This window comes from Streptomonospora nanhaiensis, from assembly GCF_013410565.1.
GTDB lineage: Bacteria > Actinomycetota > Actinomycetes > Streptosporangiales > Streptosporangiaceae > Streptomonospora > Streptomonospora nanhaiensis.
Map to the genome: position 1 here is coordinate 3,843,189 of NZ_JACCFO010000001.1, position 26,020 is coordinate 3,869,208.

Genomic DNA, 26,020 nt, shown 5'->3' on the forward strand with positions numbered 1-26,020 from the left:
CGGGGTGCGCCCAGAGGGAGGCCGGCGGACGCACCCCGCAACTTGTGCACGGTGATTGCGCGGTTCCGGAGGGGTCAGATCCGCACCCCGGCCCTGCGTATCACCTTCTTCAAATGCGCGTGCAGCAGGTGCACGTCACTCGGAGTGTTTTGAAGGCCGTTCCACTTGCGTTCGTCGCCTTCGCCGAACTTCCACGTGCCGGACGTCCAGGCGACATGGGGCTCCAAGCTCTGCAGCGCAGCCCTGACCCGCTCGCACTTGACGCCTTCCGCGGGCATGTCTTCGGTAAGTTCGTCCATCACAAAGCCCATGGCTTGAATGCCGACACCGTGCGTCAGGCGGGAGTTCCGCGGCGGCTTCCTCCAGGCATCGGGGAAGGTCTGCTGGACCAACTTCCAGTACGACCGCAGGTGGAGCAGCATGCGGTCGACATCCCCGGAGCCGTCGACGGGGTTGCGGTACTGGAACAGGGCTCCTTCGAAGATGCTGTGCTCCAGCATCTTCAGGATGCTGTTGTCCTTGATGTACCCGTCCGGAGCCGTGGGGCTGGCGATCTTGCCGTAGAACGGTCCTTCGGGATCGATATTCATCCGGGTCATCAGCTTCGCAGGGAGACGGCGCCGCACATACGAGGGCGGGAGATGGCCGGCGGTCTCTGGAAGAAGCTCGTGGATGAGCCCCTTGGGCAGCGGCTTGGTGGAATTCACCAGGATGAACTGGGAACGCTGTTCGGCGGGACCATCGGCGATGAAGCCGACTGCGGCAACAGGGAACTCCGCAAGATCGGCGTCGCGAATCGCCGCGCTACGCTGCTGGCCGTCGACCAGCCACGCCGGTTTCTCGTCGTCGGACTGGGTTTCGTCGACCGGTATGACGAGCTCCCCCGGCACCGCGTAGTCAACACTCCCGGTCGGGCCGTGGCTGACGAACTCTACTCGGCGGTCGAACGCCAAGACGATGGCGTTCGGCAGCATGGCGCCGTCGGACTCCAGGTAGCGGCGGATGGCGCGGATGTGGCTCAGTACTTCGGGCCGCTGGTACCCCTGCAGATTCTTCTCTTCGTCCCTGTGGATTCGAGACACCGCGGCAAAGCCGTGCATCTTCTTGCCGTCCACGGCGAAGCAGTAGATCCGTCGACTTCCTTGGCGAATCTCCAAGGCCGGCAGTCGAAGGGTGTAACGATCGGCCACATTATCTCCTAGGTCAGATGGCAGGATACCAGGCATCCATCATGCGATGTCGAGTTCCCGCATCTTTGATTCGAGCACAGTCAGATTGTGGAAGCCCCTGCGTTTGTTTCTTTCTGTGCCCCGAAAGATCGCGATTTCGATCCCGTGCTCTCGGCACAGGGCGCAGGGACATGTTTTCCAGGGGGAAGCCTCAAGGGTTCGACGATAGAAATCGATATAGCTCTTTTTCTTCGGGCCATTGGCGAGTGCCTCGTATATCGCCAAGGCATCGATCACGTCATCGAGGTCGGCTTCACCTAGGTCGAAGGCGCGGAGTCGTTTGAGGCATTCTCGTTCGGCTACAACCGCCTCTGCCTGGGATACTGTTCCCGACAGTATGCGGCGTTTAAGGGACGGGTTTCCGTCAACCTGTGGTACACGTATGGCGGTGAAGGACTCGTTCCGGGTATGGTAATTGTTGCGATCGTCCATGAAGGACTGTCGAAACGCTGAGGTGCTGTCAAAACTCGTTACGCCGTAGTCCTTGAATTTCGCCATGCTGTCAACACGGGTGATGCCAAGGAGGTGGAGTTGTGTGTCGTCCGCCCTTACCGCATCAATCTCTTCCAGGCACGCGAGGATCTCGGCAGTCTTCAGGGGGACCATTCCGCCGAGGGCGATCCGGCGGTAGCCCATTGCCTGCAGTTGCTGGACGCTGTCGGCGTAACTCTTCGGGCTCCAGCCTTGGGCTGCGCCTACGGGTTCGAGGCTGGCCTTGCGCTGCCTGACTTCGGCAATGAAGAGTTCGGCCAGGTTCAACGATATGGATCGGCGGTCCACCCACGCGGGATCCACGTCTCTGTCATCGGCGGCTGGAGTGAACCCGAAGATGACATGGTCAATGCTTACTCCTGCGTCGAAACCGCACCCTTCGTAGAAGTCAAGCACTTCATCTACGGTATACGGAGGATGCTCCTCGTCGATGTAATTAAATGCACCGCAGTCACCCAGGGATTCCATACCCTCCGGAAGTCTGAAGAAACGGCGTACCCCCATTCGGTAGAGTCGCGCGCGTTGCGCCGAAGTGTACTTTCCCGAACCCTTGGCTGATCCGTCGACAATCGCCTTGCTGACGAGGATGCCGTCGTAGGGTTGGGATCCGACTACCTCGTGGGCGTAGAGGTCGTCACGTTGGCGTACGCGCGTTGGCGAGTACTCATCGCTGAGGAAATCATAGGTGGGGCTGACCAGGTCCTGACTATCGGGGAAATAGAACTTCACGACGCGCTTGCCCTAGCCTGAACATATACACGAATAAGGAAATTTGAGAGAGTGCTGATATGTCGCGGAGTGTTCTGAAGTTCGTTCCAGTTGACACCGAGTTCCGGCCAGCGTCCCTGTGTCCAATGGCATTGTTCTTTTATTACCGACAATTCTCCGCGTGCGCTGAGAATCGGATCTTCGGTGTTCAAGTCCACATTCGCCATGACCTTGTCCATAAGGCGGCCCATGGCTCGGATTCCGACTCCGTGCATCAAGCGACTCTTTGTAGGAGGCAGTCCCCATGCGTTGGGAAACGTCTCACGCACCGCAGACCAATAAGTGATGAGAAGGCGGCGGATGGTGACTGTGTCGGTGGTGTTGTTGGACAGGTTTCGGTGCAAAAATAGGATACCGGCGGATGAGTTCAGCGATTCCTCGATCGCGGTGATCAGGCCGTTGTCAGCGATCACCGCGCCGCGCTTGTCCGAGCCGGTGGAGGCTCGTTTGATCATTCCGCGCAGCGGGGATTCAGGATCCTGGTTGAGCACGTCTACCAGGGCCGATGGCAGTTTTCGTGCCGACAGCTTGGCGGGAAGCGGGGTCCACACCTCTGGCAGGAGTTCTGAGACAAGATTGCTCGGGAGCGGCGAAACGGTGTTGACGCGAAGAAACTGCTCGCGCTGAGTCGGGATGTCTTCGGCGACAAAGCCGGCGGCGGTGACGGGCAGCCTTGTCCTCCGGGTACGGGACAACGCCAGACTGCGCTGCTGGCCGTCGACGATCCAGGCGGGGCGAGGCTCGGCGTCGGATTCAGGAAGTGGGATCTCCAGCGTTCCGCTGGTCGCCAGGCCGTCAAAGGAGGAGGGGCCGGGACTCGAACGAAAGCGCACCGACTTGGGCAGCGCCAGGATCAATCCATTGGGGAAGAGGACCTCATCGCTGTCAAGGTACTCAAGGATCTGCTTGACATGCTGCTTCTTCTCCGGGCGCTGGTATCCGATGAGCTTTCCCGCATCGTCGCGCGAGATGCGGGCCACATCGGCAACCTGGCTCACCTCCTCGGCCGCCAGGGTGAACACATAGAGCGGCACTTCGGAGTGCTGGTGAATGCGCAGAGCCCGGCGCTTGAGGACGCGACCGCCCATCAGGCGCCCATCGTCTGTGCGTACAGCATGGCGAACCGCTTCTGCTCGCAGGCCCTTCCGCTTTCCCGGAGCAGTCGGTGCAGTCTTGTCCTGGAGTACTCGGGATGCTGCTCCGTCTGTACGCGGATGAACGCACGTACGGCTTCATCACTCATAGGTGTGCGGTCATACCTTTCGGGGGATCGCACCGACTCCGCCCACCGAGTCCAGGCGGCAGTGGTGTCGGACGACGTCAGACGACCGGCTGGGCTGCAGTGTTCGAGCCAGGAGATCGCCATGCGGACGTTCAGGCTCGTCAGTGTCCCACCCAGAGCGCGGCGCAAGGCCCTGTTGGCCGGCACGCGTTGAATACCGGTCACGTCTCTGTCTCCTCCCACAAGGAGGACGTCATCTCCTGCCTCACCCAACGCACACAGTTCCGCGTTCAAAGCCGTGGCGTATACCTCAGACAGTACAAGCAGCACGGGGCCACGCTTGGCCAAGTCCTGGAGGCGGGCGGCTCCTCGCGCTGCCTGGAGACGTGCCCACCAGCGGATCCGCTCCTCGCTGGTGGAGGCCACAGAGTCGGCGTGCCGAGGGCTGAGCGCGGCGGCATAGGAAGGGGCGGTCGCTAAGGCGGGCTGCAGTCCCAGCCCAGCTGAGACCACCCACAGTTCAGGAGTGAAACCCGCCTGACGAGCGCGCTCGATCAGTGCACCGACCTGCACCCAGTGCTCACCCTTGTAGAGCCGGTTCAAGGGGAGATGATCGTCAGCCCGGTCGATGCGAGCCGTCCAGACGCTCACCCGATGGTCGACGTCCCCCTCGGGGAGCGTCTGCACCCGCAAGTCTGGGTCCGGAGTCGTTATCTTGCGGTCCGTGCAGGTAACTACCAACGACAGTTGCCTCACGCGGACTGACTCCCTGTGCTTCTAACTCGGGCATGAGCGCCCGCTACTCTACCGGTCGGTTGCGAGCGCTATGCTCGCGGGGATGTTGCTGTCAACTGAAGGGCGATGACATGGAGCGACCTGCGATCGTGCTGCTCAGCGGGGGCCTGGACTCCACCACCGTCCTGGCAATCGCGAAAGACCGCGGCTTTGCCCCTTACGCGCTGAGCTTTCGATACGGTCAGCGCCACAGCGTCGAGCTCGAGGCAGCGCAAAGGGTCGCTCAGACGATGTCCGTGGTGCGACACGTGGTTGCCGACATCGATCTTCGCGTCTTCGGTGGTTCGGCGCTGACTGATGATATCTCCGTTCCCAAGCACGAGAGCGTGGACGAGGTCGCCTCTACGAGCGTGCCGATCACCTACGTTCCGGCCCGCAACACGGTATTCCTCTCCTATGCATTGGCCTACGCCGAAGTCGTGGGGGCGTTTGACATCTTCACTGGAATCACTGCGGTGGACTACAGTGGGTATCCCGACTGCAGGCCCGAGTACGTTGAGGCGTACGAGAAGATGGCCAATCTCGCGACGCGCGCTGCGGTCGAGGGAAAGCAGCGGCTAAGGATTCACTCGCCTCTAATCGAGATGTCGAAGGCGGACATCGTCCGCGAAGGGCTTCGCCTTGGTGTGGACTACTCGCTGACTTCGAGTTGCTATGACCCCGACGAGCAGGGAAGGGCGTGCGGGCACTGCGACACATGCCTGCTCCGGCTCAAGGGATTTTCCGAGGCCGGCGTCACTGACCCGATCCGGTATCAGGACGCCTAATTATGCGTTATTTTGTCAAAGAGATCTTCTATACTCTGCAGGGAGAAGGCAGCCACGCCGGCCGGCCTGCGGTCTTCTGCCGCATGTCACGTTGCAACCTGTGGACCGGCTACGAAAAAGATCGCCATCGGGCGATCTGCAAGTTTTGCGACACCGATTTCGTTGGCACGGACGGCGTTGGGGGCGGGCGGTTTCAATCGGCGGAGAAATTGGCGGACGCGGTTGAGCGCGCCTGGCCGTCGGAATCACGGGGCCATCGGTTCGTGGTGTGCACCGGTGGTGAGCCGCTCTTGCAGTTGGACGACGCGGCTGTGGCCGCTCTACACGAGCGAGGTTTTGAGGTAGCTGTCGAGACCAATGGCACCCGGCGTCCGCCTCGAGGAGTTGACTGGCTGTGCGTAAGTCCAAAAATCGGGGCTGAGCTGGTGGTTTCCGAGGGCGACGAACTGAAGTTGGTCTACCCGCAGGCCGGAGGTGACCCCGCACAGTTCGAACATCTGGATTTCGGTGTTTTCCGGTTGCAGCCGATGGATGGTCCTGAGTTGGCGGCCAACACCGAGGCAGCCGTTGAATACTGCCTCAAGAACCCCCGGTGGCGGCTCTCGCTGCAGACGCACAAATATCTGGGGATTCGTTAGATGGAAATATTTCGAGAGTTCACCTTTGAGGCGGCCCATCGGCTTCCCCGTGTCCCGGAAGGGCACAAGTGCGCGCGTCTTCATGGGCATTCATACCGAGTGACCGTGCACCTGGACGCTGAAGTCGACCCGCAGGCGGGTTGGGTCATGGACTTCGGTGAAGTGAAGCAGGTTTTCGAGCCTATTCGGGCACAACTTGATCACTACTATCTCAACGAGGTTCCTGGACTGGAAAACCCGACAAGCGAGAATCTGGCGCAGTGGATATGGAGGCGCCTGGAACCGGCTCTTCCGGAACTCTCTGCGGTAACCATCCGGGAGACGTGTACCTCGGGAGTCACGTTCCGGGGGAGGTAAGGCAAGGGCTGCTTCGCTGAGGGCTGCGGTCGCTGGTCCGGGACGGCTAGGGGGCCGGGGTGGTGGGGCGGCAGGGGGTGGGTCACCGGGGGGCTCCTGGGCGGCTCGGGGGTGGCCTGGGCCAGTGTGCGGTGCGCGCCGCTCGCGGTGCTCCGGTTGTCCACAGGCTGTGGGCGGGGCGTCGTCGGCCGGCGGGGTGGACGGCGCCCCGCCCGGGGGTCAGCGCTCCTGCGCGTCGACCAGGTCGGCCAGGAGGCGGGCCTTGGGGCGGGCGCCCACCAGGACGCGCTCGGGGTGGCCGCCGCGGAACAGCATCAGGGTCGGCAGCGACATCACCTGGTACTCCCGCGCGGTGAGCGGGTTCTCGTCGCTGTTGACCTTCACGACGGTGAGGGAGTCGGCGCGCTCGGCGGCGATCTCCTCCAGTACCGGGGCGATCATGTGGCACGGTGGGCACCACTCCGCCCAGAAGTCGACCAGCACCGGTCCGTCGGCGTTGAGGACCCGCTCCTCGAACTCCGCGTCGGTGACCGCGGTGACCCGGCCGGACACACTCGTCTGTGGCATTACGGCTCCTCGTCGCCTGGGGTATCGCCGGGGAGCGGCCCGGTCATGTTGCACATGCCCGGCTGCCGCTCCAGCGCGTCGGTGAGTTTGACGACCAGACCCGCCCGGACCTCCTTGAGGCGGTCGATGCAGGCGTCCACGTCGGCCAGTTTGCGGCGGTACACCTCGATGGAGTCCGGGCAGGAGTCCCCGGACTCGTGCCCCGAGCGCAGGCAGTCCACGAACGGCCGCGTGTCGTTGAGGCTCAGGCCCGCCGCCTGCAGTGCCAGGATCTCGCTGACCAGCCGGTAGTCGGCTTCGTCGTACTCCCGGTAGCCGTTGGGCGCGCGCCGCGCGCTCAGCAGGCCCTGGGACTCGTAGAACCGCAGCGCTCGGGTGGTGGTCCCGGCGCGTCTGGCGAGTTCACCGATGCGCATGCCTTGACGTTAGACCTTGCCGTCAACGTCAAGGCAAGGCCGGCGCCCCGGGTCAGTCGGACCGCCGCGCGGCGCGCACCATCCGCAGCTGCCCGATCTCGGAGGCGTTCTTCATCAGCTCGGCGTTCAGCCAGGCCAGCATGTGCCCCACGGTCATGCCGGGGTCGCCCTGCCAGGGGAAGGGGGCGGCCGCGTCCAGGTCGGGCTCCTCAAGGCGGTCCAGCACCGAGGTCCACTCCGCCCGCAGCCCGCGCAGCCACTCCACGCTCGCCTCGCCCGGCCCCGGCCACACGATGTCGTCGCGCTCCCGGGGCGTGCGCCCCTGCGCGTGGTCCAGAGCCACACCCCACCACCAGCCGATGTGCCAGGTCACCCACGCGATCGTGGGCACGGGGACGGGATCGGGCTCGGTCTCGGCCCAGTCGGGGCGCCAGGTGCCGGCGGCGTCGCGGCGCATCGTCCAGCACAGCGCCGCCGGCTCCCACAGGAAGTCGTCGGGCCGCAGCCGCTCCAGGTGGTACTCGAACAGGGACCAGGTCATCTCGAACTGCCAGCGCAGCAGCTCGCGTCGTGTCGTAGGCATGCGGGCCAGGCTCGCACGCGCGGTCCGGCGGCGGGAAGCGGTTTTCCCCTGCGCGCGGCGGCTCCCGCGGTCAGTCGGCGAGGCGGACCAGCATCTTGCCGACGTTCTCGCCGCGCAGCATGCCCAGGAACGCCTCCGGCGCCGCCTCGATCCCCTCGCGCACGGTCTCCTCGGTGCGCAGGCCGCCGTCGGCCAGCCACTCACCGGCCCGCCGCACGTACTCGGGGAAGAGGTGCAGGTAGGACTGCACGAGCATCCCGCGCAGCGTCAGCTCCCGCTTGACCGCCAGGAACAGGTTGCTCGGACCCGGGACGGGCTCGGTGGCGTTGTAGACGCTGATGGCGCCGACCAGCGCGAACCGGGCGCCGGTGCGGGCGGCGCCGAGGGCGGCCTCCAGGTGGTCGCCGCCCACGTTGTCGAGGTAGACGTCGATGCCGTCGGGCGCGGCCTCGGCGAGCTGGTCGGCGACCGGCCCGGCCTTGTAGTCGATGGCGGCGTCGAAGCCGAAGTCGTCCAGCAGCATCGCGGTCTTGCGCCGGCCCCCGGCCGACCCGATCACCCGCGAGGCGCCGAGCTTGCGCGCGATCTGCCCGGCGACGCTGCCGACCGCCCCGGCCGCGGCCGACACGAACACCACGTCGCCCTCGCGCACGGGCGCGACCTCGACCAGCGAGGCGTAGGCGGTGAGCCCGGTGGAGCCGAGGGGCCCGAGGTAGGCGCGCGCGGGCGCCGCCTCGGCGTCGACCACGGTGGCGGAGTCGGCGTCGAGCACGGCGTACTCGCGCCAGCCGAGGAAGTGCGTGACGGTCGCGCCGACCGGGACGGAGTCGGAGCGGGAGGCGACGACCTCGCCGACCGCGCTCCCGGTCATCGGCTCGCCCAGCTTGAAGGGCGGGATGTAGGACTCCACGTCGTCCATCCGGCCCCGCATGTAGGGGTCGACCGACATCCAGGTGTTGCGGACGAGGACCTGCCCCTCGCCGGGTTCGGGCACCGCGACCTCGGCGACCTCGAAGTCGGCGAGCGTCGGCTCCCCCTTCGGCCGCGCGGCCAGCCGGACCTCGCGCCCTGTTCTCTCCCCCGCCATGGCGTGCCTCCTCGTCGTGCGGTGGTTGGCGTCCGAACGCCTGTCGGCGGACCGACTACCCGGCCCCCTGCCCGGCCAACACGTCGCGTGCCGCACAGGGGGAGGGCCGGGCGGTGCCCGCGCCCTCCCGCGGAACGCCGATGGGCGCCGAGGGGATCACGGGCTCTGCGCGGGCACCGCCGCCCGCCGCCCCGTCACGCCGCAGACGGCAAGGGCCAGCGCCATCGAGACCGCCGCGGCCACCGGAAGGAGCCCCGCGCCCGCCGACAGCGCCGCTCCGCCCGCGACACCCCCCGCGGCCGCGCCCACGTAGACCGACGCGCTGTGCACCGCCATCGCCTGCGTGGCCGCCTCGGTCCCCGTGCGGGAGAGCATCAGGGCCTGGAGGGTCGGCGGGATCGCCCACGCGGCGGCCGACCAGCCGACCAGGAGCACCGCCGCGAGCGCGACCGGGACCGGGCGCAGCAGCCACAGCCCCGCGAGCGCGGCCATCGCGGCGCAGAACAGCGCCCCCGTGGTGAAGAAGGTCGCCGACGCGCCGAAGCGGTCGACCAGGCGGCCGGCCGCCTGCGTCCCCGCCAGTCCGCCGGCTCCCGCGCAGACCAGCAGGACGGCCAGCAGCCGCGGGCCCACGTCGGCGATCCCGCTCAGCAGCACCGAGATGTAGGTCTGGAACGCCAGGTTCCCCGCCACCGCCAGCACGGTCACGGCCAGCACCCCGGCCACCGCGGTGTTCAGCAGCGGCCGGACCAGTGCCGTCCGCGAGGGCGCGGAAGCACCCTCCGCGCTCTCCCGCGGCAGGGACGGCGCCGCGAGGAGCAGGGCCGCCGCGCCGAGCAGGCCGCCGAACACGAACGTCGCGCGCCAGCCGAAGGCCGCGCCGATCCAGGTGCCCGCGGGCACGCCGATGAGGATCGCGCCGGTCAGCCCGGTCATCACCGCGGCCAGGTAGCGCCCCTTGCGGTCGGCCGGAGCCGCCGCGCCCGCCACCGCCAGCGCCGTGGGCAGCACGACGGCCGCCGCCAGCGCGGCCACCACGCGCAGCGCCATCAGCGGCCAGTAGCCGTCCACCGCGAGCACCGCGATGTTGGCCGCCGTGAACACGGTCAGGGCCCACACCAGCAGCGCGCGGCGGGGCACGCGCGCCAGCGCGACGGCCCACACCGGCGCCGTCAGCGCGTAGATCAGCGAGTACGCCGTGACCAGCTGCCCGGCGGCGGTCTCCGAGACGTGCGTGCCCTCGGCTATCGCCGCGAGCACGCCGATGATGACGAAGTCGTCGGTCTGCACCGCGAAGGCGGCGAGTGCGAGTGCGGCCAGCCACAGGGGCGTCCGGTGAGAGGAAGTCGGCATGCAATTAGGGTAACAGTTGTTTCCCTAATGGATGTGTCACAGTGTCCTCGGCGGGAAACGGGGAGGTGCTGCGACATGGCCAGGACCGCCGACCCTCAGCGGCGCCGCGCGGTGGTCGACGCGGTCATCGAGCAGCTCGCGCGCACCGGCATCGCCGACTTCACCCTCCGCGGGCTCGCCGAGGGCCTGGGGCAGAGCACCCGCGTGCTCACCCACCACTTCGCGGACAAGAACGCCCTGCTCACGGCCGTCCTGGAGCGGCTGGACGAACGCCAGCACACCGCGCTGCGCGCCACCCCCGGATGGGACGACCCGGCGGTCCCCGTCGGCTCGATCGTCGAGGACGCCTGGCGGCGCAACCTCGGCCCCGACGAGGTGGCCATGACCCGCCTCATCCGTGAGATCGAGGGCCTGGCCGCCGCCGGGCGCCTCCCCCTGCCGGTTCCCGGCTTCGTGCGCGGCCGCGCCGAGTTCGTCGGCACCTGCCTGGTCCGGCGCGGCATGTCCGAGGCGGCGGCCCGCACCACGGCGACCCTGCTCAACGCGGCCTACGCCGGCCTGGAGGGCGACTACCTGGCCACCGGCGACCGCGACCGGGTCGAGGCCGCGCTGAAGGACCTGTGCGCGTGGGTCGACGCCCGGGTGGCGGCGGCGCGCTGAGCGGCGGGTCCGCGCCCGCGCCGGCCGCTCCGGTGCCGGGGGCGGCGGCCCGCGACCGGGTGCGCCCCGTCCGCGCGGCACCGTCGTGCCACGTCGACTGGTCGGCATGGCGGTACGGCGGCACGCCGACATGTCGATTCCGGGCGCGACACCGCGGCCACCTGGGGAGCCCTGTATCCGGTTCCCGGCCGAAACCCCGTTGACCTGCGGTCCGGCGCGTTGCTTGCCCTCGGGACGACTTCGCAGTACCTCTCGTTGCGGGTCCGCGGCCCGGGGGCCACCGGTCGGCAGGGGGGTGCCGATCGCGTCGTCCACAGGGGTGTGGACTTCTTGACGCTTCCATGACCGCCTATTTACCGTTAAGTCACCGAATGGATTGGCGTGACCACGGAGAGAGGTGATCGCCCGTCGGGGCAATCGCGCCGGGGGTGGGGCCGCCGGGCTTTCGCAGCGCCGCAGCAGGCGCATCACAAGGAGGTTGACGATGGCAGGTCCCCATACCCGATCCGTGAGACCCCGCAGGCCCGGGCCGCTCGCCGCGGCGTGCACGCTGGCGGCCGCGGCCCTCGCGCTGCCCCTCATGACGGCGGCCGCTCCCACGGCCTCGGCCGCGCCGCGCTGCACCTCCACCGAGGACTGCCTGGCGCAGATGACCCTCGCCGAGAAGGCCGGGCAGATGACCCAGGTCGACCACGCCCACGTCATGGACAACAAGGACGACCTCGCCGAATACGGCATCGGGTCGCTCCTGTCGGGCGGCGGCAGCGGCCCCGGCGGGCGGGCCGGCGGCACCGCCGAGGAGTGGGCCGACATGTACGACGACTACCAGCGGCACGCCCTGCGCAGTCGGCTCGGCATCCCGCTGATCTACGGCATCGACGCCGTCCACGGCCACAACAGCGTCGAGGGCGCCACGGTCTTCCCGCACAACATCGGCCTGGGCGCCACCCGCGACTCCCGGCTCGTCGAGCGGGTCCAGGACATCACCCGGCGCGAGGTGCTGGGCACCGGCATCGACTGGACCTTCGCCCCGGCCGTCAGCGTGCCGCGCGACGACCGCTGGGGCCGCACCTACGAGGGCTTCGGCGAGGTCCCCTCGATCGTCAAGCCGCTGGCCGCCGCCTCGGTGCGCGGCCTCCAGGGCGACCGGCTCGGCCCCAACGGCGTCGCCGCCACCGCCAAGCACTACGTCGCCGACGGCGGCACCACCTGGGGCACCGGCGACAACGGCTACCGGATCGACCAGGGCGACTCCCGGCTCAGCGAGGCCGAACTCCGCGAGATCCACCTGCCGCCCTACCGCAGCGCCGTCAAGGCCGGGGTCGCCTCGGTCATGGTGTCCTACAGCAGCTGGAACGGCCTGAAGATGCACGAGCACGACTACCTGATCAACGACGTGCTCAAGGGCGAACTCGGCTTCCAGGGCGTGGTGATCTCCGACTACGCCGGGGTCCGCCAGGTCGAGGGCGACACCTACGCCGAGCAGCTGCGCAAGTCCATCAACGCCGGCGTCGACATGATCATGGTGCCCGACGACTACCGGCTGAACATCGAGACCATCGTCAGCGAGGTCGAGGCCGGGCGCATCAGCGAGGCCCGCGTCGACGACGCCGTCCGCCGCATCCTCGACCTCAAGTTCCAGCAGGACCTGTTCGCGCGGCCGTTCACCGACCGCTCCCACACCGACGACGTCGGCTCCGACCGCCACCGCGCCGTGGCGCGCGAGGCGGTCGCCCGGTCGCAGGTGCTGCTGAAGAACGACGGCGTGCTTCCGCTGTCGGCCGGCTCCGGCGCCGACATCGTCGTGGGCGGCCGCACCGCCGACGACCTCGGCAACCAGCTCGGCGGCTGGTCCATCTCCTGGCAGGGCCAGAGCGGCGACATCACCGAGGGCACCACCTTCTGGGAGGCGATCCAGGCCGAGACCGCCGGCACCGCCACCGACCTGGAGTACGTCGGCACCGACACCGGCGGCGACTACTCCGGCGACATCGGCATCTGGGTGGGCGGCGAGACCCCCTACGCCGAGGGCCGCGGCGACAGCGCCACGCTCGCGCTCAGCGACCAGGACAAGCGCAACCTCCGCGAGATCTGCGCGCGCACCGAGGTCTGCGTGGCGCTGCTGGTGTCGGGGCGGCCGCTGGTCGTCAGCGACGAGCTGCGCACCGCCGACGCGTTCGTCGCCTCATGGCTGCCGGGCACCGAGGGCGCGGGCATGACCGACGTCCTCTTCGGGCGCCGCGAGTTCACCGGCCGGCTGCCCGTCACCTGGCCGGCCTCGGTCGACCAGGAGCCGATCAACAAGGGCGACGGCCAGCAGCCGCTGTTCCCGGTGGGCCACGGCCTCACCTCGTAGTCCGTTCGGCGGTCCGCCCGCGCGGCGGCCGCCCCGGGAGAGACCGGTGCGGCCGCCGCCGACCACGTAATGCGAAGGATGTTGCATTAGCGGCGGCGCGTGTGCCATACTGAGCGTGCGGCACCGCGCCGTCGGCGGCTGGCACCCGCCGTCAACCGACAAGGAGGACCCCACGTTGCGCCTGTTCAACGGGACCGCGCTGGTCGAGACCCGTTCGTTCATCCGGCACAACACTCCAGGGGCCCCTTTTGTCACACTCCATCGTCTGCACCGACCTCTCCTTCGACTGGGCTGACGGCACCGCCGTCTTCAGCGGCCTCAACGCCGCCTTCGACCGCGGCCGCACCGGCCTGATCGGCCGCAACGGGTCCGGCAAGTCCACGCTGCTCAAGCTCATCACCGGGCGGCTCGCGCCTGACTCCGGCACCATCACCACCGTCGGCGACGTCGGCTACCTCGACCAGCGGCTCACCCTCGACACCGGCCAGAGCGTCGCCGACCTGCTCGGCATCGCCCGCACCCGCGCCGCCCTGCGCGCCATCGAGGCCGGCGACGCCTCCGAGGCCAACTTCACCGCCGTGGGCGACGACTGGGACATCGAGGAGCGCGCGATCGCCGAGCTGGCGCGGTTCGGCATCTCCCTCGGCCCGTCCGGCACCGGCGACCCGCTCGACCGCACCGTGGGCACCCTCTCCGGCGGCGAGGCGGTGCTCACCGGACTCGCCGGCCTGCTCCTGCGCCGGCCCGCCATCACCCTGCTCGACGAGCCCACCAACAACCTCGACCGCCGCGCGCGCGGCCTGCTCTATGAGGCCGTCGACTCCTGGCGCGGGGTGCTGGTGGTCGTCAGCCACGACCGCGAACTGCTCGACCGCGTCGACCAGATCGCCGAACTCCGCGACGGCCGGCTGCGCACGTGGGGCGGCAACTACACCGCCTACACCGAACAGCTCGCCGCCGAGCAGGAGGCCGCCCAGCGCATGGTCCGCGCGGCCGAGGCCGAGGTCCGCCGCGAGAAGCGCCAGCTCGTCGAGGCCCGCACCAAGCTCGACCGCCGGCTCCGCTACGGCAACAAGATGTATGAGTCCAAACGCGAGCCCAAGATCGTCATGAACGCCCGCAAGCGCGAGGCCCAGGTGTCGGCGGGCAAGCACCGCATCATGCAGACCGAGAAGGTGGAGGAGGCCGAACAGGCGCTGGCGGAGTCCGAGGCCGCCGTCCGCGACGACGACCGCATCCGCATCGCGCTGCCCGACACCGACGTCCCCGCCGGACGCGACGTCCTCCAGCTCGCCACCCCGCAGGGCGCGCTCTACGTGCGCGGCCCCGAGCGGATCGCCCTCGTCGGCGACAACGGCAGCGGCAAGACCACGCTGCTGCGGGCGATCACCGGCGGCGCCGACCACCCCGTGGTCCGGGTCGTCCGCGCCACCGACCGCATCGGCTACCTCCCGCAGCGCCTGGACATCCTCGACGACCGGCTCAGCGTCATGGACAACGTCCGCGCCGCCGCGCCTTCGGCCACCCCGCACGAGGTCCGGGCCAACCTGGCCCGCTTCCTCATCCGGGGCGACCGCGTCGACCAGACCGCCGGGGAGCTCTCGGGCGGCGAGCGGTTCCGCGTCTCCCTGGCGTGCCTGCTGCTGGCCGACCCCCCGCCCCAGCTGCTGGTCCTGGACGAGCCCACCAACAACCTCGACCTCGACAGCGTCCGCCAGCTCACCGAGGCGCTGGCCGCCTACCGGGGCGCGCTGCTGGTGGCCGGGCACGACACCGCGTTCCTCGCCGACATCGGCGTCACGCGCTGGTGGCGGGTCGAACGCGGCAGGGCGCCGGTCGACACCGACCCCCTCCAGGACTGATCCGCACGCTCCCGCGCCGCCGCCCGGCGGCGGCGCGGGACCTCCCCGCCACCCGGCGGCGCGGCGGCCCGCGCGCCGGGCTGTTTCTTACTTCAGCAGTTGAGTGAACAAAGTCACGTCGCTTATAGTTGCGATGGCGCTTCAGGGGGAAGCCGTCCGGCCGGCCGGTACGTCCGTTCACGTTCCGGGTCCACGACCCGTGACGACATCCACCTTGAGGAAACACCCATGCGTACACGCCTCGCCATCACCGCCTCGGCGGTGGCCGCCCTCTTACTCTCCCTCCTCTTCGTCGTCCAGCCGGCCCACGCCGAGACCGGCTTCGAGATCCGCGACGGCCGCCTGGTGGACGCCAACGGCAACGACTTCGTCTTCCGCGGGGTCAACCACCCCCACGCCTGGTACACCGGCGAGACCGAGTCTTTCGCCGAGATCGCCGACCTCGGGGCCAACTCCGTGCGCGTGGTCCTGAGCAGCGGACACCGCTGGACCCGCACCGAGGCCGCCGACCTCGCCAACGTCATCGCCGAGTGCAAGGCCAACAAGCTGATCTGCGTGCTGGAGGTCCACGACACCACCGGCTACGGCGAGGAAGGCGCCGCGGCCAGCCTGGACCAGGCGGTGGACTACTGGATCGACATGCAGGACGTCCTGGCCGGCCAGGAGCCCTACGTGCTGCTCAACATCGGCAACGAGCCGTGGGGCAACACCAACTACCAGCAGTGGACCGGCGCCACCACCCAGGCGATCGACCGGCTCCGCGACGCCGGGTTCGACCACACCATCGTGGTGGACGCCCCCAACTGGGGCCAGGACTGGTCGTTCACCATGCGCGACAACGCCCGGCAGATCTTCCAGAGCGACCCGGCCGCCAACCTCATCTTCGACGTGCACATGTACGGCGTCTACGACACCGCCGCCGAGATCCAGAGCTACCTGAACTTCTACGTCGACGCCGGGCTGCCGATCATGGTCGGCGAGTTCGGCCACAACCACAGCGACGGCAACCCCGACGAGGACGCCATCCTCGCCACCGCCGAGGACCTGGGGATCGGCTACCTGGGGTGGTCCTACAGCGGCAACGGCGGCGGGGTGGAGTACCTCGACCTGGTGGAGGACTTCAACCCCGACACCCTGACCTCGTGGGGGCAGCGGCTGTTCAACGGCCCCAACGGGATCGTCGAGACCGCCGAGACCGCCAGCGTCTACGACGGCTCGGACCCGGACCCCTCGCCCTCCCCCACGCCCTCGCCCGACCCCAGCCCCACGCCCGACCCCGAGGCCGGCTGCACCGCCGCCTACGAGGTCGTCAACCAGTGGGGCGGCGGCTTCCAGGGCGAGGTCGAGGTCACGGCCGACGAGGACATCGACGGCTGGCAGGTCACCTGGACCTTCACCAACGGCCAGCGCATCACCCAGGCGTGGAACGCCGACGTCACCTCCAGCGGCAGCGCCGTCACCGCGGTGAACAAGAGCTACAACGGCGACCTCTCCGCGGGGCAGAGCACGTCGTTCGGGTTCACCGGCTCCCACAGCGGCACCAACTCCGCGCCGGTGCCCACCTGCACCCCGCGCGGCTGACGCCCCCCACCGCGTCCGCCGCACCCGGCGGAGCCGACCGCGCGCGTATGGGAGCGCTCCCATACGCGCGCGGCGGCCCGCCGGGCCCCATCCCGCCCGCGTGGGCGCCGCGCCGCCGTGGCAGTCTGGAACCCCCCACCCACCACGGAGGAGACGCGAACGTGACCGCAGCACCGCCGCCCCGCGCGCCCCGGCAGCGCAAGCAGGACACCCTCGACCGGCTCGCCGCCGACGTGGACCTGTGGGTGGCCACCGCCGGAGGGGGCCTGCCCTACCTGGTGCCGCTGTCCTTCCTCTGGGACGGCGAGACCCTGCTGCTGGCCACGCCGATCACCAGCCCGACCGGCCGCAACCTGGCGGCCTCCGGGCGGGTGCGGCTCGGGATCGGCCCCACCCGCGACGTGGTCCTGGTCGACGGCACGGTCGAGGTGGTCGCGGCCGCCGAGCTGCCCGACACGACGCTCGACGCCTTCGCCGCCAAGACCGGATTCGACCCGCGGGGGCTCGCGGACTACCGCTACTTCCGGGTCCGCCCGAGCCGCGTCCAGGCCTGGCGCGAGGTCAACGAGCTGGCCGAACGCGACCTGATGCGCGACGGCCGCTGGCTCGTCTGAGCCGCGGCGGCGGCGCCGGCCCGCCGCCGTGCCGACCCGCGGACACGGCGCCGCATCGGCACATCGGCACATCGGCATGTCGACCCGGCCGCCATGCCCCGGCGGCGGCCGAGGACGCGCACGGGTCCGTCCATCCGGCGGCCTATTGGCGGACCCCGGGCCGGAAAAAGCCGCAGCCCTCGTTTTCCGCGTTTTCCGTGCGGACCGGGGCGAACGGTTCGTTTCTTCAGAATGCGCCCGGCCGTTCACCGTCGGTCCGGTCGTGCGGCGCCGCGGCAGGGCGGCGGTCCCCCGGGTCGTTAGGGTGTTCCCCGGCCGGTCGCGATTGGGGAAAACTGCCGATACTCACGCCGTTCGCCGGGTCAAAGCCCGCCAAGCGCCGCGGAGTCCCCGGTCGCGTCCCGTAGCCGGGTGCGACGCCTCGCCGCCGTGTCGGCCGGTCACCGGCTCCGCCGCCCCCAGAGGGTGCCCGCCGCCGCTCCGGGCGGATAAACCCCCATTCGGGCGATGGGTGGAATCCCTCATTGTCTGCGCGCGTTTCCGGTTCTTTATCCGGGAAATGCGGAATTGGCGTTTTTGGAATCCCCGGGAAGAGTGTTGCGGCGCAATGGTGCTGCGGGGATAATCGAATTCCGTTGGTTCGGGCGGGTGCTCGCCCGTCATTCGCAGCGAGGAAATCGGGGAATTCGGATGACCGGGTCCACCGCCGGCACAGCCGAGGTTCGGGCGTTGCTGATCGACTCCGTGGCGCGGCGCACCGGGACCGACCCCGCTGACGTCGACCCCCGCCTGCCTTTCCTCTCTCTCGGACTCTCCTCGCGCGACGCCGTCTCGCTGTGCGGCGAACTGGAGTCGCGCCTGGGCCGCCCGGTGCCGGTCCTGCTGCCGTGGCGCTACCCCTCCATCGACTCCCTGGCCGCCCACCTGACCGGGGCCGCAGGGCCGGTGGGAGGCCCCGGCCGCACCGGCACCCCCGAGCGCGCCGGCACACCCGACGACGACCCCGTCGGCTGACACACCGCCCCGGAACGGAGCCCCCATGACCGCAAGCCCCGCATCGGCGCCCTCGCCCGCCGGCGCCACGGCACCCGCGGTGCCGACCGCCGAACCCGGCGCCTACGAGCCGCTGGCCGTCGTGGGCATGGGCTGCCGCCTGCCCGGCGGCGCCGACTCCCCCCGCTCCCTGTGGCGCCTGCTGGCCGAGGGCCGCGACGCCATCGGCGAGGTCCCCGCCGACCGCTGGGACGCCGCCCGGCTCTACGACCCCGAACCCGGCGTGCGCGGCCGCACGGTGGGCCGGCGGGGCGGCTACATCGACGACGTCGGCGGCTTCGACTCCGGGTTCTTCGGCATCTCCGACACCGAGGCCCTGGCCATGGACCCCCAGCAGCGGGTGCTCCTGGAGGTCGCCTGGGAGGCCCTGGAGCACGCGGGAATCCCCGCCACCTCCCTTGAGGCCACCGCCACCGGCGTCTTCGCCGGCCTGGCCCACGTCGACTACATGCTGCGCTGCGCACCCCTGGTGTCCGGCGGCGAACGGATGCCGGAGGCCTACCTCTCCACCGGCAACACCCACTCCGTCGCCGCCGGACGCATCGCCTACCTCCTCGGCGCCAACGGCCCGGCCATCGCCGTCGACACCGCATGCTCCTCCGGGCTGGCCGCCGTCCACCTGGCCGCGCGCAGCCTGCACAGCGGCGAGTGCGACCTCGCGCTCGCCGGCGCCGTCAACCTCATCCTCGGGCCCGGCGCCAGCATCAGCTTCTCCCAGTGGGGCATGCTCTCGCCCACCGGCCGCTGCCGCGCCTTCGACGCCGAGGCCGACGGCTACGTGCGCAGCGAGGGCGCCGGGGTCCTCGTCCTCAAGCGCCTGGCCGACGCCCGGCGCGCCGGCGACCGCGTGCTCGCCGTGCTGCGCGGGTCGGCGGTCAACCACAACGGCCGCTCCAACGGGATCGTCGCGCCCTCCGAGACCGCGCAGACCACCGTCCTGCGGGCCGCCCTCGCCGCCGCCGGGGCCGACCCCGCCGACATCGGCATGATCGAGGCCCACGGCACCGGCACCCCGCTCGGCGACCCGATCGAGTTCCGCGCCCTGGCCGAGGTCTACGGCTCCGGCTCCGGCGGCGACCGCCGCCTGCCCATCGGCTCCAGCAAGGCCAACCTCGGACACACCGAGTGCGCCTCCGGGATCGTCGGCATCCTCAAGGCCGTGATGGCCCTGCGCACCGGCACCGTCCCGCCCACGCCGCACTTCCGCGCGTGGAACCCCGAGATCCGCGCCGAGGGCACCGGTCTCTACATCCCCCAGGAGGCCGAGCCGTGGGCGCGGGCCGACGCCGCCCGCCTGGCCGGGGTGTCCTCGTTCGGGTTCAGCGGCACCAACGGCCACGTCGTCCTGGAGAGCCCGCCCGAACCCCGCCGCGCGCCCGCCGCCGCACCGGCCCCGGCCGCCCGGCCCTCCCCCGCCGCCGGCCCGCTGGTCTTCCCCGTGTCGGCCAGCTCGCCGGCCGCCGCCGCCGAGACCGCGCGCCGCGTCGCCGACTGGGTCGAGGCCGAAGGCGCCGACACCCCGCTCACCGACATCGGCCACGCCCTCGCCCGCGGCCGCGCGCCCCGAGCCGCCCGCATCGCGGTGGCCGCCGCCGACCACGCCCAGCTCGCCGAACGCCTGCGCGCGGCGGCCGGCGGCCGCATCGGCGCCGCCGTGGGCACCGCGGCGGGCACCGCGCCCGCCGGCGCGGCCCGCGAGGTCGTGTGGGTGTTCTCCGGCCAGGGCTCGCAGTGGTCGGGCATGGGCGCCGACCTGCTGCGCGCCGAACCCGCGTTCGCCGCGGCCGTCGCGGAGCTGGAGCCGGTGATCCGCGCCGAGTCCGGCATCTCCGTCCGCGAGCTGATCACCGCGCCCGACCCCATCACCGGCGCCGACCGGGTGCAGCCCGCGCTCTACGCCATGCACCTGGGCCTGGCCGCGGCCTGGCGCGCCCACGGCGTCGAGCCCGGCGCGGTCATCGGCCACTCCATGGGCGAGGTCGCCGCCGCGGTCGTCGCCGGGGCGCTCACCCCGGCCGACGGCGCCCGGATCGTCTGCCGCCGCTCCCGGCTGATGACCGGCCTGGCCGGCGCCATGGCCGCCGTCGAGCTGTCCGCCGAGCAGACCGCCCGCGACCTGGAGCGCTTCGGCGCCGGCGACGCCGTGGTCGCGGTCCTCAACGCGCCCGAGTCCACGGTCGTGGCCGGTCCCGAGGCCCTGATCGAGCGGCTCGTGGAGGAGTGGGAGGACGCCGACGTCCCCGCCCGCCGGGTGGTCATCGACGGCGCCCCGCACTCCCCGCTGACCGACCACCTGCTCCCCGGTATCGCGGCCGAACTCGCCGACCTGCGGCCTGCGCGGCCGCCGGCCTCCGGCGCGCCCGCCGTGCGCTGCTACGGCACCGTCGAGGACGACCCCCGCGCCCTCCCCGCCTTCGACGCCGACTACTGGGCGCGCAACCTGCGCCGACCGGTGCGCTTCGCCGCCGCCGTCGAGGCCGCGCTGGAGGACGGCCACCGCGTCTTCGCCGAGCTGTCGCCGCACCCCCTGCTCACCCACGCCATCGCCGCCGCCGGGCGGCACCGGGGCCGCACCGTCACCGCCACCCCCTCCATCCGGCGCGGCGAGGACCCGGTCACCAGCCTGCGCACCCACGTGGGGGCCGCGTTCTGCGCGGGCGGCCGGATCGACTGGGCGCGCGAGCACCCCGCGGGCGCGCCCGTGGAGCTGCCGCCCACCGCGTGGGACCACCGCGTCCTGCTGGTGCCCACCACCGAGAGCACGGCCGAGCGCGGGCGCTCCGGCCACCCGCTGCTGGGCACCGTGGTGCGGCTGCCCGACGACCACGGCCGCCACGTGTGGAGCGCCGACATCGGCACCCGCAGCCACCCCTGGCTGGCCGACCACCGGTTCAACGGGGTGGCGTTCCTGCCGGCGGCCGCCTACATCGAGATGGCGGTGGCGGCGGCGTGCGAGGTGTTCGGCGCCGAGCCCGCCGACGTGGAGGTCCGCGACCTCAGCGTGCCCGCCTTCCAGACCGTTGACGACGACACCCGCCTCGCGGTCCGCGCCGACCTCGACCTCGCGGCCGAGACCGCGGCGTTCCAGGTCTACACCCCCGAGGCCGGGGAGTGGATCCCCACCTGCTCGGCCACGCTGGTCCGCGCCCCCGAGGGCGCCGACCGCCCCGCGCCGGTCGCCCCCGAGGAGCTGGACCGGCGCGTCGACGCCCACACCGACGTCCTGGACGGCGCGGAGTTCTACGAGCGGCTGCGCGACGCGCCGCTGCGCTTCGGCCCGGCCTTCCAGGGCGTGCGGCGCCTCGGCACGTCGGCGGAGTCGGGCGAGCTGACCGGCACGGGCGAGGTCGCGATCGCCCCGAGCGAGCGCGCCGGCGCCGAGGCCTACCGCCTGCACCCGCTGCTCGTGGACGCCTGCCTGCAGACCTCCGCCGCGGCGTTCCTCAGCGGGGCGCACACCCGGTTCGGCCTGCCGACCTCGTTCGGCCGCATCCGCCCGCTGGGCCGGGGCCTCACCGCCGGGTACTGCGCCATCAGCGGCAGGCAGGTCGACGACGGCCACATCTCCGGCGACTGCGTGCTCTACTCCGCCCAGGGCGAGCCGATGGCCGCGGTCGAGGACGCGCGGATCACCCTCATCGGCGGCTTTGACCCGTTCAACGCCCGCCTGCACCAGGTCGTCTGGGACGAGCGCCCGGCCGGGGTGGGCGCTCTCGCGACCGCCACCGACGCACCCGCCGCCCCCGGAAACTGGCTGGTGGTGGGGCCGGCCGGCGCCCAGGACGCCGCGGCCCTCGCCGCGTGCGTCGAGGCCCGCGGCGGCACCGCCCGCGTGGTCGATCCGCCGCGCGACGACACCGACACCGCCGACCGCCTCGTACCCGCGCTGGCCGCCGCCGACGGCGTGGTGTTCCTCGCCCCGCCGGCCGCGGCGACCCCCGACCCCGCCGCCGCCCGCGCATCGGCCGCCGCGCTGCTGCGGGTCCTCCGCGCGCTGGTCCGCGACGACCGCGACCGCCCGCCGCCCCTGGCCGTGGTGACCCGCGACGCCCACCCGGTCCGCCCCGGCGACGGCCGCGCCGCCGACCAGGCGCCGCTGCGCGCCCTCACCCGGTCGGCGTGCCACGAGCACCCCGAACTCGACGTCCGCCACGTCGACGCCGACGCGGCGACCGAGCCCGGCGACATCCTGGCGGAGGTCCTGTCCGCCGACCCCGACCGCGACATCGCGCTGCGCGGCGGCACGCGCCTGGTGGCGCGGCTCCGCAACGCCCCGCTGCGCCCCGAGGACCGCCGCCGCCAACGGCGCGACCCCGACCGCGACGCCCTCGCGCTGCGCCTGCGCACCCCCCGGCGACCTCGGCGGCTTCGAGGCCGTCGCGGCGGAGCGCCGCGCGCCCGGCCCCGGCGAGGTCGAGGTCCGCGTGCACGCCGTCAGCCTGAACTACGCCAACGTGCTCGGCGCCATGGGCCTCTACCCCGGGACCGTGCCGCTGGCCATGGACGGCGCGGGCACCGTCGTGCGCGCCGGTGACGGTGTCACCGCACCGCGCCCCGGTGACCGCGTGGCCATGATGGGCGACCTCGGTATCAGCAGCCACGCCGTCGTGCCGGCCGCCGCCGTGCTGCCGCTGCCCGCCGACACCGACCTCACCGAGGCCGCCGCGCTGCCCTGCGTCCTCACCACCGCCTGGTACGCGCTGCGCCACCTCGCCCGGCCCCGGCCCGGCGAGACCGTGCTCGTCCACGCCGCGACGGGCGGCGTGGGGCTGTGCGCGGTGCACATCGCCCAGGCCATGGGCGCCCGCGTGCTGGCCACGGCGGGCAGCGAGGCCAAGCGCGCCCTGCTGCGCGACCTCGGCGTCGAGCACGTGATGGACTCCCGCGGCCTGGACTTCGCGCGTGAGGTGCGCGAGGCCACCGGCGGCGCGGGCGTGGACGTGGTGCTCAACTGCCTCACCGGGCGGGCGCAGCGCGCCGGCCTGGAGGCCCTGGCGGTGGGCGGCCGGTTCGTGGAGCTGGGCAAGCGGGACATCTACGCGGGCAACGGGATCGACCCCGCGCCGTTCCGCAGGAACATCGTGTTCGCCAGCGTCGACCTCCAGGCGCTCGCCGCCGGCCGGCCGGCGTTCATGGCCGGGCTCCTGGCCGAGGTCGCCGACGAGATCGCGGCGGGCCGCGCTCCGCGCGTCCCGGTCACCGCGCGGCCCTACGCCGAGGCGCCGGCGGCGTTTCGCACCATGGCCGCCGCCCAGCACATCGGCAAGCTCGTGCTGACCGCCCCCACCGCCCAGACCGAGATCGCGCTCGACCCCGACCAGGTGCCGGTCGTGCGCGGCGACGGCGCCTACATCGTCACCGGCGGCCTGGGCGCCATCGGGCTGCGGCTGGCCGCGCACCTCGCCCGGTCCGGCGCCGCCCGCCTCGTCCTCAACGGGCGCTCGGCGCCGGGCCCCCGGGCCGAGGAGGTGATCGGCAAGCTGCGCGCGGGCGGCACCGACGTCCGCGTGGTGCGGGGCGACATCGCCGAGCCCGGACTCGCCGAGGAACTGGTCGCCGAGGCCGAGGCGGAGGGCGCCCGGCTGCGCGGGGTGGCCCACGCCGCCGCCGTGATCGCCGACGGCACCGTGGCCCTGCTCGACGACTCCACCCTGGAGCGCACCTGGCACGCCAAGACCCAGGGCGCCTGGCGGCTGCACGAGGCCACCGGCGGCCGCGCGTTCGACTGGTTCGTCTGCTTCTCCTCGGCCGCCGCGCTGGTGGGCTCGCCCGGACAGGCCGGCTACGCCTCCGCCAACGCCTGGCTGGACGCCTTCACGGTGTGGCGGCGCGCCCAGGGGCTGCCCGCCACCAGCGTGGCCTGGGGCGCGTGGGGCGAGGACGGCGCCGGGGCGCACCTGGCCGAACGCGGCATGACCATGATCGACCCCGACGAGGGGATCGCGGCGCTGGACCGGCTGCTGCGCCACGACCGCGCCTGCACCGGCTACCTGCCCGTCGACATCGACCTGTGGAGCGCGGTGATGCCGCACGCGCTGGAGTCGCCGTACTTCGCCGACCTCGCGCGGCAGCGGCGGGCGCCCGAGGGCGAGGGGCGCGACACCGAGCTGATCGCCATGGCGCTGGCCGCGATCGCCGAGGGCCGGGGCGCGGCCGTCATCGCCGAGTACCTGTCCGACCAGCTCGGCGAGATCATCGGCGACTCGGCGCGGGAGCTGGGCCCCGACGTCCGGCTCACCGATCTCGGCATCGACTCCCTGCGCGCGCTGGAGCTGCGCACGCGCATCGAGCAGCGCGCCGGGGTGCGCATCCCGACCAAGCTGCTGTGGACCGGCGGCACGCTGGGCGGTCTGGCGGAGTTCATCGCCGACGCGATCGCCGCCGAGGCGCCCTCGCCCGAAGGCGGCACAGGGGGCACGGGCGGCACGGGCGGTGCCGCGCGCACCGGGGCGGGCGCGGCCACCGGGGCCCCCGGGGCCGCGGCCCCCGCCTCGCGCCCGGACGGCGCCGAGCCCGAGGCCGCCCGGTGACCAGCGCCGTCACCGGCGCCACGGGGTTCGTCGGCCTGTGGCTGCTGGCGGAGCTGCTCGACCGCGAGGACCGGGTCATCGTCCTGGCCCGGTCCGGCCCCGCGCCGGTGCTGGAGCGCGTCGCCGCGTTCCTTCGGGCGCGCGGCGCCCCGCCCGGGGACCTGCACGCGCTCCCGCTGCGGGTGCGGGTGGTGCACGCCGACATCACCCGGCGCGACCTCGGGCTGGACCCCGGCGACCGCGCGACGCTGGTCCGCGAGACCACCGTGCTGTGGCACAACGCCGCCCACACCGGCCTCAGCGCGGTCTCCGCCGAGGTGCGCCGCACCAACCTCGCGGGCACGCGCAACGTCCTGGCGCTGGCCGACCACTGCCCGGGGCTGCGCGCGTTCCGGCACAGCAGCACGTTCGCGGTGGCCGGCCGGCGGGCGCACGGCGTCATCGGCGACGACGACCTGGACGACTCCCACGGCTTCTGCAGCGAGTACGAGCGCTCCAAGTACGACGCCGAAGTGCGCGTGCGGCGCTGGGCCGCCGCCCACCCGCAGTGCGACGTGCTGGTGTTCCGCCTGGCCCTGCTCACCAGCGACCTGCCGCCCTACCCGGGCGCGCCCGCCCAGCCGCTGGTGGTGGCCCGCGACACCGCCGCCTGGCTGGTCGAGCGCTACCCGCAGGTGCGCGCGGGGATCGCCGTGCCCGGCGACGGCGACGCCCCGGTCAACGTGCTGCCGGTGGAGCACGCCGCCCGGGCCATGGCCGACGCGAGCAGCAAGGCCGTGGGCATCCCGATGCGCACCCTCAACGTCGTGGCCCCCGACCACGTGCCCGCCCGCCTTCTGGTGGAGGCCGTGGCCGAGCGGGTGGGCGTGCCGTGCGTCCTCGACCCCCGCCTGCCCGACCTGCGCGCGCCGGGCGTGCTCGGGGACCTCGTGCCCGGGATCCTGCCGATGGGGCGGATGACGCGCACGTTCGCCGACACCGCCCTCACCGAACTCGGCCTCGCCTGCCCCCGCGAGCCCGCCGTCGACCGCGACTACCTGCGGGCCTGCCTGCGCTGACGGGGGTGGTCGGTATGGGCGCGGGTGAAGGG

General features: G+C 71.7%; 21 protein-coding genes. 12 read left to right on the forward strand and 9 right to left on the reverse strand.

Going from position 1 to position 26,020, the window contains the following annotated elements; genetic code table 11:
* Positions 1-74: 74 nt before the first annotated feature.
* From dbpB (HNR12_RS16840) to HNR12_RS16855, 4 genes are read right to left on the reverse strand one after another with little or no spacing between them, the layout of a single operon-like run.
* Complete coding sequence (gene dbpB / locus HNR12_RS16840) at positions 75-1,190, reverse strand: DGQHR domain-containing protein DpdB (protein WP_179768430.1); 1,116 nt, start codon at positions 1,188-1,190, stop codon at positions 75-77.
* A 39-nt stretch (positions 1,191-1,229) separates the two neighbouring features.
* On the reverse strand, positions 1,230-2,450 hold the full coding sequence (gene dpdA / locus HNR12_RS16845; RefSeq protein ID WP_179768432.1) for a tRNA-guanine transglycosylase DpdA: 1,221 nt from the start codon (positions 2,448-2,450) through the stop codon (positions 1,230-1,232).
* A complete protein-coding gene (gene dbpB / locus HNR12_RS16850) occupies positions 2,447-3,577 on the reverse strand; it encodes a DGQHR domain-containing protein DpdB (RefSeq protein WP_179768434.1) in 1,131 nt (376 codons plus the stop codon). Before dbpB (HNR12_RS16850) ends, dpdA begins: the two co-directional genes overlap by 4 nt.
* Positions 3,577-4,467, reverse strand: coding sequence for a hypothetical protein (locus HNR12_RS16855; protein ID WP_179768436.1), 891 nt, complete (start codon positions 4,465-4,467; stop codon positions 3,577-3,579). The genes dbpB (HNR12_RS16850) and HNR12_RS16855 overlap by 1 nt, the downstream gene beginning before the upstream one ends.
* A 128-nt stretch (positions 4,468-4,595) precedes the next feature.
* Here HNR12_RS16855 and queC point away from each other — a divergent pair, with 128 nt between their 5' ends.
* Genes queC through queD form a run of 3 tightly spaced genes read left to right on the forward strand, consistent with a single transcriptional unit; the run spans position 4,596 to position 6,268 of the window.
* Entirely contained in the window at positions 4,596-5,273 is a 678-nt protein-coding gene (gene queC, locus HNR12_RS16860) for a 7-cyano-7-deazaguanine synthase QueC (protein WP_338119779.1), read from the forward strand.
* A 2-nt stretch (positions 5,274-5,275) separates the two neighbouring features.
* Positions 5,276-5,911, forward strand: coding sequence for a 7-carboxy-7-deazaguanine synthase (queE, locus tag HNR12_RS16865; RefSeq protein ID WP_179768440.1), 636 nt, complete (start codon positions 5,276-5,278; stop codon positions 5,909-5,911).
* The gene (queD, locus tag HNR12_RS16870; RefSeq protein ID WP_179768441.1) at positions 5,912-6,268 is read left to right on the forward strand and encodes a 6-carboxytetrahydropterin synthase QueD; all 357 of its coding nucleotides are present in this window, start codon (positions 5,912-5,914) and stop codon (positions 6,266-6,268) included.
* Between the two features lie 219 nt (positions 6,269-6,487).
* On the opposite strand, the gene trxA is transcribed toward queD, so the two are convergent.
* From trxA to HNR12_RS16895, 5 genes are all read right to left on the reverse strand, one after another.
* Entirely contained in the window at positions 6,488-6,835 is a 348-nt protein-coding gene (gene trxA / locus HNR12_RS16875; protein ID WP_179768443.1) for a thioredoxin, read from the reverse strand.
* The gene (locus tag HNR12_RS16880; RefSeq protein WP_179768445.1) at positions 6,835-7,251 is read right to left on the reverse strand and encodes a MerR family transcriptional regulator; all 417 of its coding nucleotides are present in this window, start codon (positions 7,249-7,251) and stop codon (positions 6,835-6,837) included. The genes trxA and HNR12_RS16880 overlap by 1 nt, the downstream gene beginning before the upstream one ends.
* Before the next feature lie 52 nt (positions 7,252-7,303).
* Positions 7,304-7,834 (reverse strand): DinB family protein, encoded by a 531-nt coding sequence (locus HNR12_RS16885; protein ID WP_179768447.1) that lies wholly within the window; start codon positions 7,832-7,834, stop codon positions 7,304-7,306.
* Between the two features lie 70 nt (positions 7,835-7,904).
* Positions 7,905-8,921, reverse strand: a complete 1,017-nt coding sequence (locus HNR12_RS16890) for an NADP-dependent oxidoreductase (RefSeq protein WP_179768449.1) — start codon at positions 8,919-8,921, stop codon at positions 7,905-7,907.
* A gap of 156 nt (positions 8,922-9,077) precedes the next feature.
* Complete coding sequence (locus tag HNR12_RS16895) at positions 9,078-10,274, reverse strand: MFS transporter (RefSeq protein ID WP_179768450.1); 1,197 nt, start codon at positions 10,272-10,274, stop codon at positions 9,078-9,080.
* Between the two features lie 75 nt (positions 10,275-10,349).
* Here HNR12_RS16895 and HNR12_RS16900 point away from each other — a divergent pair, with 75 nt between their 5' ends.
* The 9 genes from HNR12_RS16900 to HNR12_RS16940 all read left to right on the forward strand — a co-directional run bounded on the left by HNR12_RS16900 (position 10,350) and on the right by HNR12_RS16940 (position 25,988).
* Positions 10,350-10,934 (forward strand): TetR/AcrR family transcriptional regulator, encoded by a 585-nt coding sequence (locus HNR12_RS16900; RefSeq protein ID WP_179768452.1) that lies wholly within the window; start codon positions 10,350-10,352, stop codon positions 10,932-10,934.
* A gap of 508 nt (positions 10,935-11,442) precedes the next feature.
* Positions 11,443-13,290 (forward strand): glycoside hydrolase family 3 protein, encoded by a 1,848-nt coding sequence (locus HNR12_RS16905; RefSeq protein WP_217782893.1) that lies wholly within the window; start codon positions 11,443-11,445, stop codon positions 13,288-13,290.
* A 248-nt stretch (positions 13,291-13,538) separates the two neighbouring features.
* A complete protein-coding gene (locus HNR12_RS16910; protein WP_179768454.1) occupies positions 13,539-15,152 on the forward strand; it encodes an ABC-F family ATP-binding cassette domain-containing protein in 1,614 nt (537 codons plus the stop codon).
* A 228-nt stretch (positions 15,153-15,380) separates the two neighbouring features.
* Positions 15,381-16,733: a cellulase family glycosylhydrolase gene (locus HNR12_RS16915; RefSeq protein ID WP_179768456.1), complete on the forward strand. Its 1,353-nt coding sequence runs from the start codon at positions 15,381-15,383 to the stop codon at positions 16,731-16,733.
* A 161-nt stretch (positions 16,734-16,894) separates the two neighbouring features.
* The gene (locus HNR12_RS16920) at positions 16,895-17,347 is read left to right on the forward strand and encodes a pyridoxamine 5'-phosphate oxidase family protein (protein WP_217782895.1); all 453 of its coding nucleotides are present in this window, start codon (positions 16,895-16,897) and stop codon (positions 17,345-17,347) included.
* A gap of 729 nt (positions 17,348-18,076) precedes the next feature.
* Positions 18,077-18,361 (forward strand): acyl carrier protein, encoded by a 285-nt coding sequence (locus HNR12_RS16925; RefSeq protein ID WP_179768460.1) that lies wholly within the window; start codon positions 18,077-18,079, stop codon positions 18,359-18,361.
* A gap of 25 nt (positions 18,362-18,386) precedes the next feature.
* A complete protein-coding gene (locus tag HNR12_RS16930; RefSeq protein ID WP_179768461.1) occupies positions 18,387-22,934 on the forward strand; it encodes a type I polyketide synthase in 4,548 nt (1,515 codons plus the stop codon).
* Positions 22,825-24,930 (forward strand): SDR family NAD(P)-dependent oxidoreductase, encoded by a 2,106-nt coding sequence (locus HNR12_RS16935; RefSeq protein ID WP_179768463.1) that lies wholly within the window; start codon positions 22,825-22,827, stop codon positions 24,928-24,930. The genes HNR12_RS16930 and HNR12_RS16935 overlap by 110 nt, the downstream gene beginning before the upstream one ends.
* Positions 24,927-25,988, forward strand: a complete 1,062-nt coding sequence (locus HNR12_RS16940; protein WP_179768464.1) for an SDR family oxidoreductase — start codon at positions 24,927-24,929, stop codon at positions 25,986-25,988. Before HNR12_RS16935 ends, HNR12_RS16940 begins: the two co-directional genes overlap by 4 nt.
* Positions 25,989-26,020 lie beyond the last annotated feature (32 nt).

Coding starts and splice junctions, on each gene's coding strand:
- dbpB (WP_179768434.1), bottom strand. CDS start 3,577: ATGGGCGGTCGCGTCCTCAAGCGCCGGGCTCTGCGCATTCACCAGCAC.
- queE (WP_179768440.1), top strand. CDS start 5,276: ATGCGTTATTTTGTCAAAGAGATCTTCTATACTCTGCAGGGAGAAGGC.
- queD (WP_179768441.1), top strand. CDS start 5,912: ATGGAAATATTTCGAGAGTTCACCTTTGAGGCGGCCCATCGGCTTCCC.
- trxA (WP_179768443.1), bottom strand. CDS start 6,835: ATGCCACAGACGAGTGTGTCCGGCCGGGTCACCGCGGTCACCGACGCG.
- HNR12_RS16880 (WP_179768445.1), bottom strand. CDS start 7,251: ATGCGCATCGGTGAACTCGCCAGACGCGCCGGGACCACCACCCGAGCG.
- HNR12_RS16885 (WP_179768447.1), bottom strand. CDS start 7,834: ATGCCTACGACACGACGCGAGCTGCTGCGCTGGCAGTTCGAGATGACC.
- HNR12_RS16890 (WP_179768449.1), bottom strand. CDS start 8,921: ATGGCGGGGGAGAGAACAGGGCGCGAGGTCCGGCTGGCCGCGCGGCCG.
- HNR12_RS16895 (WP_179768450.1), bottom strand. CDS start 10,274: ATGCCGACTTCCTCTCACCGGACGCCCCTGTGGCTGGCCGCACTCGCA.
- HNR12_RS16900 (WP_179768452.1), top strand. CDS start 10,350: ATGGCCAGGACCGCCGACCCTCAGCGGCGCCGCGCGGTGGTCGACGCG.
- HNR12_RS16915 (WP_179768456.1), top strand. CDS start 15,381: ATGCGTACACGCCTCGCCATCACCGCCTCGGCGGTGGCCGCCCTCTTA.
- HNR12_RS16930 (WP_179768461.1), top strand. CDS start 18,387: ATGACCGCAAGCCCCGCATCGGCGCCCTCGCCCGCCGGCGCCACGGCA.